This window comes from Acinetobacter sp. MF4642 (assembly GCF_002018925.1).
Classification (GTDB): domain Bacteria; phylum Pseudomonadota; class Gammaproteobacteria; order Pseudomonadales; family Moraxellaceae; genus Acinetobacter; species Acinetobacter johnsonii.
The window spans coordinates 81,677-98,578 of record NZ_MVON01000006.1; the positions used below are offsets into that span (position 1 = coordinate 81,677).

The following is a 16,902-nucleotide window of genomic DNA, read 5'->3' on the forward strand; positions in this document are numbered from 1 at the left end:
TATAATAGACCTCAATTTACATTCTGAATCATAATTGGCTATGACTGTTCGTACTCGTATTGCACCCTCTCCAACTGGCTTCCCGCATGTGGGCACAGCGTATATTGCGTTATTTAACTTATGCTATGCCAAGCAACATGGTGGTGAATTTATTCTGCGTATCGAAGATACCGACCAACTTCGTTCGACTCCTGAATCTGAACAAATGATTTTAGATTCATTGCGTTGGTTAGGACTGAATTGGTCTGAAGGTCCAGACATTGGCGGGCCACATGCGCCATATCGCCAGTCTGAACGCATGCATATTTATAAGCAATATGCACTGGATTTGGTTGAAAAAGGTCATGCGTTCTATTGCTTTGCTACAAGCGAAGAGTTGGATCAAATGCGTGCAGAACAACAGGCACGTGGTGAAACACCAAAGTACGATGGTCGTGGTTTAAAATTATCTGCTGAAGAAGTCCAAAGTCGCCTTGCTGCAGGTGAGCCACACGTGATTCGTATGAAAGTGCCCGAAGAAGGCATTTGTACAGTCAATGACTTACTGCGAGGGGAAGTAGAAATCCCTTGGGCACAAGTGGACATGCAAGTCTTACTTAAAACAGATGGTTTACCGACCTATCACCTTGCCAATGTGGTGGATGACCATTTGATGCAAATTACCCACGTTTTCCGTGGCGAAGAATGGCTGCCTTCTGCACCTAAACATCAGTTGCTGTATCAATACTTTGGTTGGGAAATGCCTGTACTGGGTCATATGCCATTACTACGTAACCCAGACAAATCAAAACTGTCGAAACGTAAGAACCCAACCTCTATTAACTACTACAAAAATATTGGTGTTTTGCCTGAAGCCTTGTTGAACTACTTAGGCCGCATGGGCTGGTCGATGCCAGATGAACGCGAAAAATTCACATTGGCGGAGATGATTGAACACTTTGATATTCAACGTGTATCCCTCGGTGGTCCAATTTTTGATGTGGAAAAACTGAATTGGCTCAATGGTCAATGGATCAAAGGCTTAAGCCCTGCTGAACTGTTAGATACTTTATTGGCATGGAAAGCCGATCGTAAGATGCTCGAAGACATCGCAGCAGCGATTCAACCTCGTATCAACTTACTTTCAGAAGCGGTGAACTGGTCTGCACATTACTTTAACCAGTTCCCAAGCTTGACCAAAGTACAGTTTGAAAGCAAGAAACTGAGCGAAGAGCAGGTTCGTCAAAGTCTGCAATTTGCGATTTGGCGTTTGGAAAGTATGTTCACATGGAACAATGACACCGTAAGCCAAACCTTGATGGACTTAGCCAGCCAAATGGAAATTAAGCTCCGTGACTTTATGCCAGCGTTCTTTATTGCCATTGCAGGTTCAACCGCTTCGACCCCAGTGATGCAAACCATGGTCACCATTGGCCCTGACTTAACCTTCGCGCGCTTACGTCATGCCCTTGAAATTGTGGGTGGTCCAAGCAAAAAAGAAGCAAAAGTTTGGGAAAAACTTAATGAAAGCCTAAAATTGCCGAAAAATGACGCAGTTGATGAAGCTTAATTGATTTTTTAGTTGACGCATGGGCGTTATATCCCTAATATAGCGCACACACAGAGAGACGGTGTTAACCACTCAACGTGATGCCTCAATAAGTCCCTATCGTCTAGAGGCCTAGGACATCGCCCTTTCACGGCGGTAACCGGGGTTCGAATCCCCGTAGGGACGCCATATTTAAGATGGCAACATCTGGTAAAAAACCCAAGCATTATGACTTGGGTTTTTTATTACCTCAAATTTATCAGCACTTCATTACCACGCTTTTTTGGCTTTCTGCTCCAATCCGATTAGAATACAGCATAGATTCGAATTTTGGAGTTGTAATGCAATATCGTTGTCCTCAATGTCAAAGCCCAAAAATTATGCCTGTTGCTCAAGCAGGGGCTCCAGCAACACGCCCTGTCGTACCTAAAAGTCTGGTTTTTTTAGTTCCAGCCATTTTTGTATTATTACTTTTGGTGCTCATTAGCATCGCAATGTGGCTATTTGGGGATGGCGCTGGCTCAACACTACAAATTGCAACGGTTGTGGTTTTCATCGTGTGTGTGATTGCAGGCTTCCTATTTTACCGTGACCTTCCTGATTTTAAGATTTCAATGCAAGGCTTCATGCAGTCTCAGAAAAAATGGAAATGTCGCGAGTGCGACCATGAGTGGGAAATCTAAGCCTTAACTTAGAACCTGCATCCAAAAGGGGGAGTCTATGCACCCCCTTTTTATCCACCCAAAGAATAAATAATAATTATTATCACCTGTTAGTTTTTCTCGATATAATCAAAAGCCTTATCTTACCAAATATTTTTAGGCCTAGTCTCTATGAAAAACGCTCTATTCTGCACATTCTTATTCTGTTCAGTGGCTCAAGCGCATGAACCCTATGTCGCTCCACTGGCGTATCACACTGAAAATACCCAAATTCCTGTATTGAGCGCCTACGCAGAACAAGCCTTTCATCCTGAATATGCCCTAAAAGATATTTCATTCAGCGTTTTCCAGCCAAACCAAACACAGACTACGATTCAAGCACAGAAGCACTTAGAATCTGCAACTGCATTTGATCTTAAGCTACCGGAAAAAGGCACCTATACCATTTTTGCCAAGACCTCATATCCAATTGAATATGTACAACATAATCGTCAATGGAAAATCTTTGCTGATGTCGCAGCAGACAAAGTCCCTGCCTTAAGCGAGCGTGACTATGTCATTCCAAGTGACTTTAAAGGCAAAGTACCAAGCAAGGTCTCTACGGTTCGCGAATGGAGCATTCAAAGCTATGTGAGCAAAGACAGCACCTCACCTGTTGCTATAACGCCAGCCCCAATTCAAGTCAACTTCAAAATCCATCCAAACCAAATCACGGTACAACAACCTGTACAGCTGCAAATTACTCAAGCAGGCAAAGCCCTAGCGCATGCAGAACTCATGGTTCGTGCTCAAGGTGAGCTTGAGCAACAAGCGAAAAGCACACCTGTCGACGCACAAGGCCATGCCACACTCGCATTTGCACAAGCTGGGCAATACCTGATTGAAGTGAGCGAAAAAGTCGATGCCAAAGCAAAACCTAAAAATCAGTATTACACCATTATCAGCGTACAAGTGAATGCCCCTAAAATGCCTTAAGCGGTAATTGCTAAGCATAAAAAAACCAGCCCGAAGGCTGGTTTTTTAATTGAATTAACGGAAGTATTAACCGCCAATTTTCTTGTATTTGGTCCGTTTTTGAACTGCAGCATCACCTAAACGCGCTAAACGATAGGCTTCATATTCAGCATAGTTACCTTCGTAGAATTCAGGCTGTTCGTTCTCAAACGACAAGATGTGCGTTGCAATACGGTCAAGGAACCAACGGTCGTGCGACACCACCATTACCGTACCTGGGAATACAAGAATTGCATCCTCAAGTGCACGTAAGGTTTCGATATCCAAGTCGTTCGATGGCTCATCCAGTAAGATGACGTTTGCACCCATCTGCAGGATTTTCGCCAGTTGTAAACGGTTACGCTCACCACCTGACAACTCACCTACACGCTTCTGCTGGTCTTGACCTTTAAAGTTAAAGCGACCGATATAAGCACGTGATGCAATTTCATAATCGCCAATTCTTAAGATATCCAAACCGCCAGAAACTTCTTCCCAAACGGTTTTGTTGTTATCTAAGGTGTCACGAATCTGACCCACATACGCTACTTTAACCGACTCACCCAAAGTCACCGTACCTGTATCTGGCTGTTGTTCACCAGTCATCATACGGAACAGTGTGGTTTTACCCGCACCGTTTGGACCCACGATACCCACAATTGCTGTAGGCGGTACGGTAAAGCTCAGGTTTTCGTACAGTACGCGACCATCAAATGATTTGCTGATGCCTTCGACTTCTACGACTTTATTGCCTAGACGTGGGCCAGGTGGAATATAGATTTCAGAAGTTTCGTTACGCTGTTGGAATTCGCGTGAGTTAAGCTCTTCAAAACGCTCCATACGCGCTTTGTTTTTCTTTTGCTGACCTTTGGCATTTGAACGAACCCATTCAAGTTCTTTCTTCAATGCTTTAGCAAAAGATTCTTCTTGCTTGTTCTCTTGCTCTAGACGCGCATTCTTCTGCTCTAACCAAGAAGAATAGTTGCCTTGATATGGAATACCCATACCGCGGTCAAGCTCAAGAATCCATTCCGCCACGTTATCCAAGAAATAACGGTCGTGCGTAATCGCCACAATCGTGCCAGCAAAGTCTTTCAAGAAACGCTCTAACCAAGACACCGATTCTGCATCCAAGTGGTTCGTTGGTTCGTCTAGAAGTAACATGTCTGGCTTAGATAAAAGCAAACGACACAATGCAACACGACGACGCTCACCACCGGAAAGTAGTGTGACATCTGCATCCCAAGCTGGTAGGTTCAAGGCAGCTGCAGCTTGATCCATTTGGTTGCTAAGGTTATGCGCATCCCATGAATGGATAATCGCTTCAAGTTTTTCTTGCTCTTTTGCCAATGCATCAAAGTCTGCATCTTCTGCTGCATATTCAGCAAACACTTCGTCCAAACGTGCCAAAGCATCCAATGGTTCACGTAAACCATCTTCTACGTTTCCACGGACATCTTTATTTGGATCAAGTGGCGGTTCTTGTTCTAGGTAACCAATTTTGATACCCGGTTGCGCACGTGCTTCACCAGAGAAATCTTTGTCTACGCCCGCCATAATACGAAGCAAGGTCGATTTACCTGCACCGTTTAAACCAAGTACACCAATTTTTGCACCCGGGAAAAATGACAAAGAGATGTCTTTTAAGATTTCGCGCTTAGGCGGAACCATTTTAGACACTCGGTTCATCGTATAAATATATTGGGCCACGTAGGACTCCTCAATAGAAAAACCAAAAAATCGCAAGAAGCGAAAAAATATTTGCGGGCATTATACGATGAATACGTTGAAAAAATAAGGCATGAAACCGATCTTCAATGCAATGTTACAACTTTCAGTGCGGTTATTTTTTAAACATACTCTTTATCTCACTTTTCCACAGACAAGAAGCTATTCTTAGCTCATCTTTATGAATTTTTTAGATAAATATTCATTATTTTCACACTTTCACTCATATTCATTGATGGTAGACTGTGCAATATTTAACTCACGCAGATGAAGTCCCATGACCTATAAAGATGAAACTTTGGCTATCCATGCTGGTTATAGCCCCGAAGCCACCACCAAAGCAGTGGCCGTACCGATTTATCAAACTACGTCTTATGCCTTTGATAATACGCAACATGGTGCGGATCTATTTGACCTAAAAGTCCAAGGTAATATTTATACCCGAATTATGAACCCGACCACTGCGGTGCTAGAACAACGTTTAGCCGCACTCGAAGGCGGTATTGGCGCGTTGGCCTTAGCCTCTGGCATGGCAGCCATTACTTATGCTATTCAAACCATTACCGAAGCAGGGGACAACATTGCTTCTGTTTCGACCTTGTACGGTGGCACCTATAACCTGTTTGCCCACACTCTACCGAAACAAGGCATTGAGGTACGTTTCTTTGATTATCAAGATCCAGAAGCCCTACGCGGTTTAATTGATGAAAAAACCAAGTTGGTTTTTGTTGAATCGATTGGCAATCCACTCGGTAACATCATTGACCTAGAAGCGATTGCCAAAATTGCACATGAATATGGCGTGCCTGTGGTAGTCGATAATACCGTCGCAACTCCTGCGCTGCTGAAACCCTTTGAATACGGGGCAGATATTGTGGTGCATTCCTTGACCAAATATATTGGCGGGCATGGTAACTCGATTGGTGGAGCGATTGTCGATAGCGGTAAATTTCCTTGGGGCAAGTATCCTGAGCGCTTTAAAGTGCTGAATACGCCAGACCCAAGCTATCATGGCGTGAACTATGTCGAAGCTTTAGGCGAAGCAGCTTATATCGCGCGTGCCCGCGTGGTACCACTACGTAATACCGGCGCTGCGATTAGCCCTTTAAGCGTGTTCTTGATTCTACAAGGCTTAGAAACCCTAAACCTACGTATGGAACGTCATACTGAAAATGCGCAGAAAGTCGCAGAATATTTACAAGCCCACCCCAAAGTGAAATGGGTCAACTATGCCGGCCTGAAAGATCACCCTCAGCATGGCTTGGCGCAAAAATATGTCAAAGGAAAACCTTCGGCAATTTTATCCTTTGGGGTACAAGATGGCCGTGAAGGTGGCACCCGCTTTATTGATGCTTTGCAACTCTTCACTCGCTTGGTCAATATTGGCGATGCCAAAAGTCTGGCGTGCCACCCCGCCACCACCACACATCGCCAACTGAATGAAGCGGAATTAAAGTCTGCTGGAGTGAGTATTGATATGGTACGTTTATCTGTAGGCATTGAACATATTGATGATTTGATTGCAGATTTAGAGCAGGCCTTGGCTCAAGTCTAAAATACAGAGTGCTAAACTTAAAACCTCAATCACATGATTGAGGTTTTTTATACGCTTGTCTTTTATATTTATAGCCCTTTCACTTTGATTGAATTCATGTTAAAAACAATTAATTAGAACCAATAAAATAGAGCTTTTACTCTAATTTTATTTATTATTTCAATAACTTATGCAGTGATATTTTTAAGCAGTTTAGGTATTATACCGTGAAGGAAAGCCGCTACATTTCTCAGAAAATGTAGCCTTAATAATCGAATATAAAAATAGCCATAACCCTCAAATATTTGACTTAGATCAGGAATGATAACGTGAATTCAAGAATGGATAGACTTTTTAAAGAACGTGTAAATGGAAAAACCGTCTTAATTACAGGCGCTTCAAGTGGTATTGGTTTAACCGTTGCACACAAACTGGCTGATGCAGGAGCACACGTCCTTTTAGTTTCGCGCACCAAAGAAACACTAGAAGAAGTTAAAGCAGAAATCGAAGCCAAAGGTGGTTCAGCCTCTGTTTTTCCATGTGACCTAAATGATTTAGACTCGATTGATGAAGTCTCTAAGCAAATTTTAGCTTCAGTCGATCATATTGATATTTTAATTAATAACGCAGGTCGTTCGATCCGCCGTGCTGTACATGAGTCAGCCGAACGCTTCCACGACTTTGAACGCACCATGCAGCTCAACTACTTTGGTGCGGTACGTTTAGTCATGAACATCCTGCCACAAATGATGATTCGTCGTGATGGGCATATTATTAACATTAGCTCGATTGGTGTATTGGCAAATGCCACTCGTTTCTCGGCTTATGTGGCGTCTAAAGCCGCATTAGATGCATTCAGTCGCTGTCTTTCTGCTGAAGTGCATTCACATAAAATTGCGATTACTTCGGTGTATATGCCTTTGGTACGTACGCCAATGATTGCGCCGACGAAAATTTATAAATACGTTCCGACTCTTTCGCCTGAACAAGCAGCAGATCTGGTTGCTTATGCGATTGTGAAACGCCCGAAGAAAGTGGCAACTAACTTAGGTCGTTTGGCATCAATCACTTATTCAATTGCACCAGACATCAACAATAAGCTCATGTCGATTGGTTATAACTTATTCCCAAGTTCTACCGCGTCTGTAGGCGAACAGCAAAAACTCAACTGGGTACAAAAAGCGTATGCACGCTTGTTCCCAGGTGAACACTGGTAAATTTTCTTACAATTTACCCAACCTTTGACCAAAGGTTGGGTAGCTAAATTTTTCGAAACTCTTTTATAGTTCTTAATATTCGCTTAAGAAAAAAAGCTCATCATAAAAGCAATTATAAAAGGGGAAAAGAAATGCAGGCACTTTATTTATTCAAGCTTTTTTGCTTCATCTTTGCTGCAACCACCGCTTTTAATCTATATACAGAACTTACCCTCTCTCATATTTCAATCTGGCAAGTGCTGATTCATGGCGGTTTGCTGATGATCTTGCTCGAATTTGGCTTTAAGAGCCAACGCGCACCGCAACAGCCTACCCCACTGACGAGCGGAATATACTCTCTAGAAACAAAAAACAAGCCAACCTCACAACCCTCAAGCATGTATTGCAATATTTTTTCAAAAATAGGTTTAGTCTCCATTTTTTCCAGCCTGATTGCACAAAGCCTAATCAGTTAAGACTCATACCTTTTTTTGTGGACAAAAGATAAAGACGACGTGACCCTTCTACTTTTTGTGTTATAAACAGCCGTCTTTTTTTATTTTGTGAATTTATGCGCGCTTTTACTTTCGTACTGCAATATGTGTGTATCGCTTTTGCGATTTATCTCTGCTACCGAGTAGGCAGTAGCCTGTATTTACAAGATTATGTGATGATGGATATCGTGGCCAATGTCGGGACAATTCTAATCTGTATCGATCTTGCTGTTTTCCTGTGGCATTGCCGCAGCACCCAAGCCATAAGCCTCAAAGATTATGCCACTCGACTGGAACAACCCGCTCCAACTTTTGTCAAAGTTTGCCGAAAGCTTGGGCACTTTGGCATTATGTTGATTATCACCAGTTGGATCGTGCCCATCATCAACGGATAAAAGTAACCATAAAAAAACCTCCCACTTGGGAGGTTTTTTTATTCAAATCTTAAAGATTATTTCGAACCTTTAATACCCGCTTGAAGTAACAATGCACCTAAACCACCAATTTTATTTTCTTGAGGTTTAGCCGTTTGCGGCTTCTTGTTTGTTTGAGCACGCTCACCTTGAGGACGTGTTTGTTGTGGACGTTTACCTTGTGGTTTACGTTCACTACGCTCTGTATTTTCACGACGTGGTTGACGCGGAGCTTTAGCCGCTTCAGCACCTTCCGGACGCATGGACAAATTCACACGATTACGCTCAGCATCTACTGTGAGTACACGAACTTGTACAATTTGCCCCGGCTTCACCACTTTATGCGGATCTGCAACGAATTCATTGGCCAACTCTGAAATATGGACTAAACCGTCTTGGTGTACACCCACATCCACAAAAGCACCGAAGTTCGTCACATTGGTCACGACACCCTCAAGCTGCATGCCTTCAGTCAGTTGCGCAACTTCGGTAATGTCTTCACGGAATTTTGCTGTACGGAACTCTGGACGTGGATCACGACCTGGTTTTTCCAGTTCAGACAGTACATCTTGAATGGTTGGTAAACCAAATTTCTCATCTGCAAATTCTTCAGCATTCACTTGGCGAATGATTTCAGAGTTACCAATGATATCTTTCACTGTCGTCGCTTTCGCTTCAACAATTTTACCGACCAGCGCATAAGACTCTGGGTGAACAGCAGAAGCATCCAGTGGCTCTGAACCATCTTGAATACGTAAGAAACCTGCCGCTTGTTCAAAAGTACGCTCGCCTAAACGTGGCACTTTCTTCAAATCTTGGCGGTTGTCAAAACGGCCATTTTCTTTACGAAAATCGACAATTTGCTGCGCAATCGACTTATTCAAACCTGCGATATAACCCAAGATAGCAGATGATGCAGTATTAACATCCACACCCACTGAGTTCACACAGTCTTCAACGACAGCTTCAAGGGTTTTCGCTAAACCCGTTTGGTTTACATCATGTTGGTACTGACCTACACCAATCGATTTTGGATCGATTTTCACCAGTTCAGCCAATGGGTCTTGTAAACGACGTGCAATCGACACTGCACCACGAATCGACACATCTAACTCTGGTAACTCCGCAGAAGCCAATTCAGATGCTGAATAAACCGATGCACCCGCTTCTGATACAGAAACACGGGTCAGTTTTAAATCACTGTTTGCAGCCATCATTTCAGCCACAACGCTTTCTGTTTCACGGCTCGCTGTACCATTGCCAATGGCAATCAGGTCAACATTGAACTCGCGGCATAAACGGGCAAGTTCTGCAATTGAACCCGCTTTATCATCTTTGGGTGCAAATGGATAAATCGTGCTATGTGCAAGTACATCACCTGATGCATTCACCACAGCCAATTTCACCCCTGTGCGGATGCCAGGGTCCACACCTAAGGTTGTACGTGCGCCCGCAGGTGCAGATAACAACAAATGACGTAAGTTTTCAGCAAAAACATCCATTGCTTCAGACTCAGCGGCAAGACGCTTTTCGGTGAGCAACGAATGTTCGATGCTTGGACGAACCTTACCTAACCAGAACAATTTAGCTGTTTGTTTTAAGTAATCTTGACGTGCTTGCGGCTGTGCAGTTTCAAGGCTGTATTCTGTTTCAATACGCGCCAATGGTGCATCATCTTCGCCATCAACTTTTAAACCTAAAACGTTTTCTTGACGACCACGTAACATAGCCAATAAGCGGTGTGACGGGACTTTATTTAAATTTTCAGAAAAGTCGAAGTAATCGCGGAATTTTTTGCCAACTTCTTTTTTCTCATCACTTGCCACTAAACTTTTTAAAGTGGCTGTTTTTGCAAACATGGCCTTGAGTTCAGTGGTCAGTGCAATGTTCTGCGCCCAGTCATCAATTAGAATATGTTGAATCGCATCCAACTGACTTTCTAGATCTGGGTAATCTTCATGGCTAAAGCCTGCCAATGCTTCAGCTGGATCAACCGCTTCTGCAAAGATTTTCTCTGCAATCGGGCCTAAGCCTGCTTCTTTGGCTTTAAATGATTTACTGGTCCGTTTTGGACGGTACGGTGCGTAAATTTCTTCTAAGGCATTTTTAGTTTCAGCAGCATTTACACGTGCCAATAAATCATCAGACAATTTGTCTTGTTCTTTTAATGATTCGATTACCTTGTCGCGACGTTCAAATAAGTCACGTAAATAAGCCAAACGTGTATCGAGCTGACGTAACTGCGCATCATCTAAGCCTTGCGTGACTTCTTTACGGTAACGCGCAATAAATGGAACGCTAGCACCTTCATCAATCAACTTGATGGCAGCCTCGATTTGATTTGGACGTACGGCAATTTCTTTTGCCAACTGCTGAACTAAGTCAGTCATCGTATGTGATCCCACAAGGATATGTACTAAAAGCCATGATTATAAAGACCAAGACTATAAAATCCACAACTGTTTTTATTAATTTAATGGCTTAAATGTGACATATTTCAGGCAAATTTCATAAATCCATCTCATTTTCAGTGTTAAATCTTATTTTTAGGTATTCTTTGCCATTTTTTTCTATGGGCTAAGATGTATACATTTGGTATCTATGTCTTGATTTTACCTGCAATATTTGTTGCTTTAGAGCATAGTAAAGACATACAAATGAGTCGTATACTCAAGGCTATCCCAACTTTTGTTTACGATGACAATAAAGAATAAAGGAGCACTTCAATGAGTTTAGTTGTACCTGCTGAAAAAACAGATGCTGTACATAGCGATGCAGATCGCGTTGAACGCATTTTAGTGGTAGATGACGATGTGCGTTTACGTACGCTACTTCAACGCTTTTTAGAAGATAAAGGCTTTGTGGTAAAAACAGCGCATGACGCAACTCAAATGGATCGTCTCTTACAACGTGAACTTTTTTCACTGATTGTGCTCGACTTCATGCTTCCTGTTGAAGATGGCTTAAGTATCTGTCGTCGTCTACGCCAATCCAATATCGATACGCCTATTATTATGCTCACCGCACGTGGCAGTGACTCAGACCGTATTGCAGGTCTAGAAGCGGGTGCAGATGACTATTTACCGAAACCATTTAATCCAAATGAGTTGTTAGCACGTATTCGCGCCGTACTGCGCCGCCAAGTGCGTGAAGTTCCAGGTGCACCAAGCCAACAAATGGAAGTGGTCAGCTTTGGACCATGGTCACTTGATTTATCAACACGTACCCTAACGCGTGAAGGTCAAGTCGTGACCCTAACTACAGGTGAGTTTGCGGTACTCAAAGCCTTAGTACAACATCCACGTGAGCCTTTGACTCGCGACAAATTGATGAACCTTGCGCGTGGCCGTGAATGGGGTGCAATGGAACGTTCAATTGATGTCCAAGTATCGCGCCTTCGTCGTCTTGTAGAAGAAAACCCTGCTCGTGCACGTTATATCCAAACGGTTTGGGGTGTAGGTTATGTGTTCGTTCCAGATGGCGCGGAATAATAAGCTCCAATAATGTAAACGTTCACCGAACTTATTGTCCCTAAAAGCCATTCGCTGCTGTTTGAGCCAATTTTACTTTCAAGGCTCGCCAACTTTATTGCGAGTTCAGCGAATGGCAAAAGTTTTGGTTACTTTTTAAAAAGTAACAGAATGAGCTCCTTCTATTACTGATAAAAGCGGTAAGACTCCGCCGTGTATATTTCAGTAATATTGATAAAAAATATTCCACAGGAAGCTGGCGTGAAACTCGAACCCATCGACCCTCAAAAATTTACAGATTACGAAGCGTATTCAGAACGGAAACGCACGCGTTGGGAACGCTTTTTAGATAAAATCAAGCCGCGTTCTGCTGCCATGCGCACCACCGTACTGGTACTCTTCATTGTATTTTTCAGTTTATTTATGTCTTTGTGGTTCTTTTGGCGAACTCTATATCTTCCAGAAATCCAGCAACATGCTCGCTATCTTGCTGTTGAAATAGAAATTCTCAACAACCCCGATTTACGGATTTATCATCAAAATACTGAAGTCGATGTCGATGACTGGCTAAGAAGCCGCGTCGGGATTGAATACGTCACCGATCCCAAAGAATATCCCAATGTTAAAGATAAGGTCATCGCCGAGTTCTTTACCAACCAAATTGAAGCTAAGCTGGCCAAAGAATTAAAAGTCGAACATGCCACAGTATATTTCCAATTTAAACCTAGCCCGCGCATTTGGATTCAAACGCCTGAAATGAACGGCAACTGGGTACGGGAACCACTAAAAACCTATGCCAACTACAGCCCTGAGTTAATTTTCGGTTGGCTGCTTGGCGTACCCCTTATTGCAGCAGCCATTATTTTAACCTTGGTTCGTCAGCTCAATCGCCCGCTGCGTCGTCTGCAAAATGCTGCCAACAGTTATAGTAAAACAGGCACAGCGCCGTATTTAGAGACCAATCACGGCCCCCAAGAAATTCGTGAGGTCAACCAAGCGTTTAATCACATGATTTACACCCTAGATCAGACTGAACGTGACCGCCGGATTATGTTGGCAGGGATTTCACATGACTTACGCACCCCACTGACTCGTATTCGACTCAGTGCAGAAATGATGCCCGATGATGATTTTTTAAAAGAAGGACTGATTTATGACGTTGAAGATATGGATGCGATCTTAAATCAGTTCATTTCCTATATGCGTGATGGTTCGGATGAGGAAATCCAAGACACCGATTTAAATATGCTGTTACAAGAATTGGTGGTGCAATTCAAACCGCTGGATATTCGTTTTGAACCCGCTGAATTACCGATTATTCAGGCACGTAGTCTGTCTCTTAAACGCCTGATTGGTAACTTGATTAATAATTCAAAACGCTACGGTGCTGAGCCGATTGAACTTTCCGCAACAGTGGAAAATGAACATATTTTAATTAGCGTAGCAGACCATGGTGAAGGCATTCCTGACGATCAAATTGAAGAACTCATGCAACCTTTTGTGCGTGGGAATGAAGCCAGAACAGTCCAAGGCAGTGGTTTAGGTCTCGCTATTGTGAAGCGCATTGTCGACATTCACCAAGGTCAACTGACTATTCATAATCGAGAACAAGGCGGTCTTGAAGCAATTATTTCGCTGCCTCTTCATCACAATCAAGATGCTGAAATTTCCAGCAACAACCCACTCGAAAAATTAAAGCAAACCTTGGTTGAGCATTTTTAAACTTTGTACAATAGTTGATCAAACGATTTTGTTCAACTATTCAACAATTTAATTTTACCAAATATATTTCAAACACTTACAAATCATCAGAATCCCTTATACCCACATTTTTTCAAAAAATTAGACCTTAGCCTAACAGGTATGCACAATGTCGTTCTTGATCGGTACAATCGGTGCCAGATCCAGAATATTAACGAGAGTAAACCATGTCTTTAGATCGTATCCGTTTAGCTTCACTTCACGATAAAGTCATCAGTGCAGAAGAAGCGTCTGCTTTTATTGAAGATGGCATGACTGTAGGTATGAGTGGCTTCACTCGTGCTGGCGAAGCGAAAGCTGTACCTTTGGCATTGGTTAAACGTGCGCACACAAATCCTTTAAAAATCACATTAATTACTGGTGCTTCTTTAGGTAATGACCTAGACAAGCAATTGACTGAAGCGGGTGTATTGGCACGTCGTTTACCGTTCCAAGTGGACAACACTTTACGTAAAGCCATCAACAATGGCGAAGTGATGTTCATTGACCAACACTTGTCTGAAACTGTTGAGCAAATGCGTAACCTTCAGTTGAAAAAACCCGATGTAGCAATTATTGAAGCAGTTGCGATTACTGAAGATGGCGGCATCATTCCAACAACATCTGTAGGCAACTCAGCAAGCTTCGCAATTTTCGCAGAAAAAGTGATTGTTGAAATCAACACCAACTTAAGCCCTGCATTTGAAGGCTTACACGATATTTACATCCCAACTTACCGTCCGACACGTCAACCGATTCCATTGACTCAAGTGGATGAGCGTATTGGTACGCACGCGATCAATATCGATCCTGCAAAAATCGTCGGTATCGTCATCAACAACGACTTGCACGACTCTCCATCAACGGTCACTGCGCCAGATGATGAAACTCAAGGCATTGCAGACCACTTAATCGCATTCTTTGAAAAAGAAGTGTCTGAAGAGCGTCTACCGAAGAACTTAGGCCCATTACAAGCAGGGATTGGTTCAATTGCCAATGCTGTACTTACAGGCCTTAAAGATTCGAACTTCGAAGACCTCGTCATGTACTCAGAAGTCCTACAAGACTGTACTTTCGAATTGATCGATGCCGGTAAAATGAAGTTTGCTTCAGGTTCATCAATTACCCTTTCTGCAAAATATGGTGAGAAAGTATTTAACAACCTTGAAGCGTACAAAGATAAATTGGTTTTACGTCCACAAGAGATCTCAAACCATCCTGAATTGGTTCGTCGTTTAGGTATTATCGGCATCAATACTGCGCTTGAATTTGATATTTACGGTAACGTAAACTCAACTCACGTTTGCGGTACGAAAATGATGAATGGTATCGGTGGTTCAGGTGACTTCGCACGTAATGCGCACTTGGCAATCTTCGTGACCAAATCAATTGCGAAAGGTGGCGACATCTCTTCAATCGTACCGTTTGCGTCGCACATCGACCATGCTGAACACGATGTTGACATCCTGGTAACAGAACAAGGTTTGGCAGATCTTCGTGGTTTAGCACCGCGTGAACGTGCTCGTGCGATTATCGACAACTGTGCACACCCACTGTATCGTGATGCATTAAACGACTACTTTGATCGTTCATGTGCAAAAGGTGGTCATACTCCACACTTACTTCGTGAAGCGTTGTCTTGGCATTCTAACTTTGAAGAAACAGGCCACATGCTTCCTGTTCAAGCAGAAGCAAAATCAGCTTAATTTGAAGTTTAAAAAAAACGCCCTCTTGGGCGTTTTTTTATGTCTGTTGAAAAGTGTAAGAAAACACTTATCAAAATAAAAAAACTCAATTAATCTAAAGGCATCCAAAAAATAAAAATGCCAAGCTCATGTTCATTATTCGCCCCTATCTCGAAACAGATTTAGAAGACGTCATTGCACTTTGGGAGGTATGCGACCTCACTCGCCCTTGGAACAACCCTGAAATTGATATTTTTAGAAAAACCGCACAAAAAGATGGTTTATTTTTATTGGCGGTTAAAGATGAACAACTCATCGCCACCTTGATGGGTGGTTATGATGGCCATCGCGGCTGGATTAATTATTTGGCGGTACATCCACACTTTCAACGCAATGGGGTCGCAACCGCACTCATACAGCAGCTCGAGAAGCGCCTGATTGCGTTAGGTTGCCCCAAACTACAACTGCTTGTACGTAAAGAAAATATCGACGTGCAAAGCTTCTATGAGCAGCTAGGCTATGAGGAAATCGAAGTCGTGTGCTTTGGTAAACGTCTGATTGCCGATTAAGCTCAGACACTCAATGCGCCGATCCAGGTAGACGACCCAATCTTAAAAAAATTGGAAATTTAAGCTCAAAAACTTGGTTCACGTGATCATCCAACGCAAAGAATGCTTTGAACTCATATAAGGGGTCATCTGAATTTTTCGCTCGATAATGTTTCAGTGCAGACCATGTATTTAAATAATCCAACAATTGGGCAGCAGACCATTGAAATGACATCGACAATTCAGACGTCGCTATTTCCTCAAAGGGAAAAGGAATGGTGTGATAGGCCTCGTCGATATAACGTCGTTCGGCATCCCAATAGCCTTTCAAAGTCTTAAAATAAGGTCGCTCAATACACTCCTGTAACTCAGGTTGCTGCAGCTGAATTAAACCATAGCCAATGACCGCCAAAATGCCTTCAGGTCGTAAAGTCCGCAGCACCTCTGCATAAAAACCATCAAAATCAAACCAATGAATGGCTTGGGCCACTGTGATTAAATCAAAACTCTGCTCGGCAAAACTGGTGTGCTCTGCAGACTGAACTTGATAACTGACATTTTCAAAATAAGGTGCATGTTGTAACTGATGAGCACTGATATCTGTCGCCACCACGGCATCAAAATGCGGCGCCAACAATTGAGTCAATTGCCCCGACCCTGCGCCACAGTCCCATGCAAATTGAGGAGTCGCCACATGCTTGAGTATTTCTTGAATCAAATTCGCTGGATAACTCGGCCGTGCGAGTTGATAAAGCTGACTTCCTGACGAAAAGCGGTCTTTCATAAGCCATTCTCAGTCTTCTTTTTGACTCAAAATTAGCACATTTCCCATTAACCAAAGCATGATGTTGTCCAACATCTTATACAATCGCACTTTTCATGGGACAAAAAAAAGCCCCAAACATTGTTTG

The 16,902-nt window shown here is 42.8% G+C and carries 14 protein-coding genes and 1 tRNA gene; 12 read left to right on the forward strand and 3 right to left on the reverse strand.

Annotated elements, in window-relative coordinates:
- Positions 1–40 precede the first annotated feature (40 nt).
- From gltX to MF4642_RS05215, 4 genes are all read left to right on the forward strand, one after another.
- Positions 41–1,549, forward strand: coding sequence for a glutamate--tRNA ligase (gltX, locus tag MF4642_RS05200; RefSeq protein WP_078425523.1), 1,509 nt, complete (start codon positions 41–43; stop codon positions 1,547–1,549).
- Between the two features lie 92 nt (positions 1,550–1,641).
- Positions 1,642–1,717, forward strand: a tRNA-Glu gene (locus MF4642_RS05205).
- 152 nt (positions 1,718–1,869) lie between these two features.
- Positions 1,870–2,211, forward strand: coding sequence for a membrane protein (locus MF4642_RS05210; protein ID WP_010327661.1), 342 nt, complete (start codon positions 1,870–1,872; stop codon positions 2,209–2,211).
- A 150-nt stretch (positions 2,212–2,361) separates the two neighbouring features.
- Positions 2,362–3,165 carry a DUF4198 domain-containing protein gene (locus MF4642_RS05215; protein WP_078425524.1) on the forward strand — a complete coding sequence of 268 codons (804 nt, stop codon included), beginning with the start codon at positions 2,362–2,364 and terminating at the stop codon, positions 3,163–3,165.
- 66 nt (positions 3,166–3,231) lie between these two features.
- On the opposite strand, the gene ettA is transcribed toward MF4642_RS05215, so the two are convergent.
- Entirely contained in the window at positions 3,232–4,893 is a 1,662-nt protein-coding gene (gene ettA / locus MF4642_RS05220; RefSeq protein WP_004691537.1) for an energy-dependent translational throttle protein EttA, read from the reverse strand.
- 295 nt (positions 4,894–5,188) lie between these two features.
- Between ettA and MF4642_RS05225 the strand changes: the two genes are divergently transcribed.
- The 4 genes from MF4642_RS05225 (at position 5,189) to MF4642_RS05240 (ending at position 8,530) form a co-directional block, all read left to right on the forward strand.
- Positions 5,189–6,466: an O-acetylhomoserine aminocarboxypropyltransferase/cysteine synthase family protein gene (locus MF4642_RS05225; RefSeq protein ID WP_078425525.1), complete on the forward strand. Its 1,278-nt coding sequence runs from the start codon at positions 5,189–5,191 to the stop codon at positions 6,464–6,466.
- A gap of 320 nt (positions 6,467–6,786) precedes the next feature.
- A complete protein-coding gene (locus MF4642_RS05230; RefSeq protein WP_238893368.1) occupies positions 6,787–7,662 on the forward strand; it encodes an SDR family NAD(P)-dependent oxidoreductase in 876 nt (291 codons plus the stop codon).
- Positions 7,663–7,793: 131 nt separating this feature from the next.
- Entirely contained in the window at positions 7,794–8,117 is a 324-nt protein-coding gene (locus tag MF4642_RS05235; RefSeq protein ID WP_078425526.1) for a hypothetical protein, read from the forward strand.
- A 95-nt stretch (positions 8,118–8,212) separates the two neighbouring features.
- Positions 8,213–8,530, forward strand: coding sequence for a hypothetical protein (locus MF4642_RS05240; RefSeq protein WP_078425527.1), 318 nt, complete (start codon positions 8,213–8,215; stop codon positions 8,528–8,530).
- A gap of 56 nt (positions 8,531–8,586) precedes the next feature.
- Here the strand turns inward: MF4642_RS05240 and MF4642_RS05245 are convergent, their stop codons facing one another.
- Positions 8,587–10,938, reverse strand: coding sequence for a Tex family protein (locus tag MF4642_RS05245; RefSeq protein WP_078425528.1), 2,352 nt, complete (start codon positions 10,936–10,938; stop codon positions 8,587–8,589).
- A 336-nt stretch (positions 10,939–11,274) separates the two neighbouring features.
- Between MF4642_RS05245 and ompR the strand changes: the two genes are divergently transcribed.
- The 4 genes from ompR (at position 11,275) to MF4642_RS05265 (ending at position 16,012) form a co-directional block, all read left to right on the forward strand.
- On the forward strand, positions 11,275–12,039 hold the full coding sequence (gene ompR / locus MF4642_RS05250; RefSeq protein WP_004691545.1) for a two-component system response regulator OmpR: 765 nt from the start codon (positions 11,275–11,277) through the stop codon (positions 12,037–12,039).
- A gap of 240 nt (positions 12,040–12,279) precedes the next feature.
- On the forward strand, positions 12,280–13,740 hold the full coding sequence (locus tag MF4642_RS05255) for an ATP-binding protein (RefSeq protein ID WP_078425529.1): 1,461 nt from the start codon (positions 12,280–12,282) through the stop codon (positions 13,738–13,740).
- 206 nt (positions 13,741–13,946) lie between these two features.
- On the forward strand, positions 13,947–15,464 hold the full coding sequence (locus tag MF4642_RS05260) for an acetyl-CoA hydrolase/transferase family protein (RefSeq protein WP_078425530.1): 1,518 nt from the start codon (positions 13,947–13,949) through the stop codon (positions 15,462–15,464).
- A gap of 128 nt (positions 15,465–15,592) precedes the next feature.
- The gene (locus MF4642_RS05265; RefSeq protein WP_004691549.1) at positions 15,593–16,012 is read left to right on the forward strand and encodes a GNAT family acetyltransferase; all 420 of its coding nucleotides are present in this window, start codon (positions 15,593–15,595) and stop codon (positions 16,010–16,012) included.
- A 10-nt stretch (positions 16,013–16,022) separates the two neighbouring features.
- Here MF4642_RS05265 and MF4642_RS05270 read toward each other — a convergent pair whose 3' ends face one another.
- Positions 16,023–16,775, reverse strand: coding sequence for a class I SAM-dependent methyltransferase (locus MF4642_RS05270; RefSeq protein WP_078425531.1), 753 nt, complete (start codon positions 16,773–16,775; stop codon positions 16,023–16,025).
- Positions 16,776–16,902 lie beyond the last annotated feature (127 nt).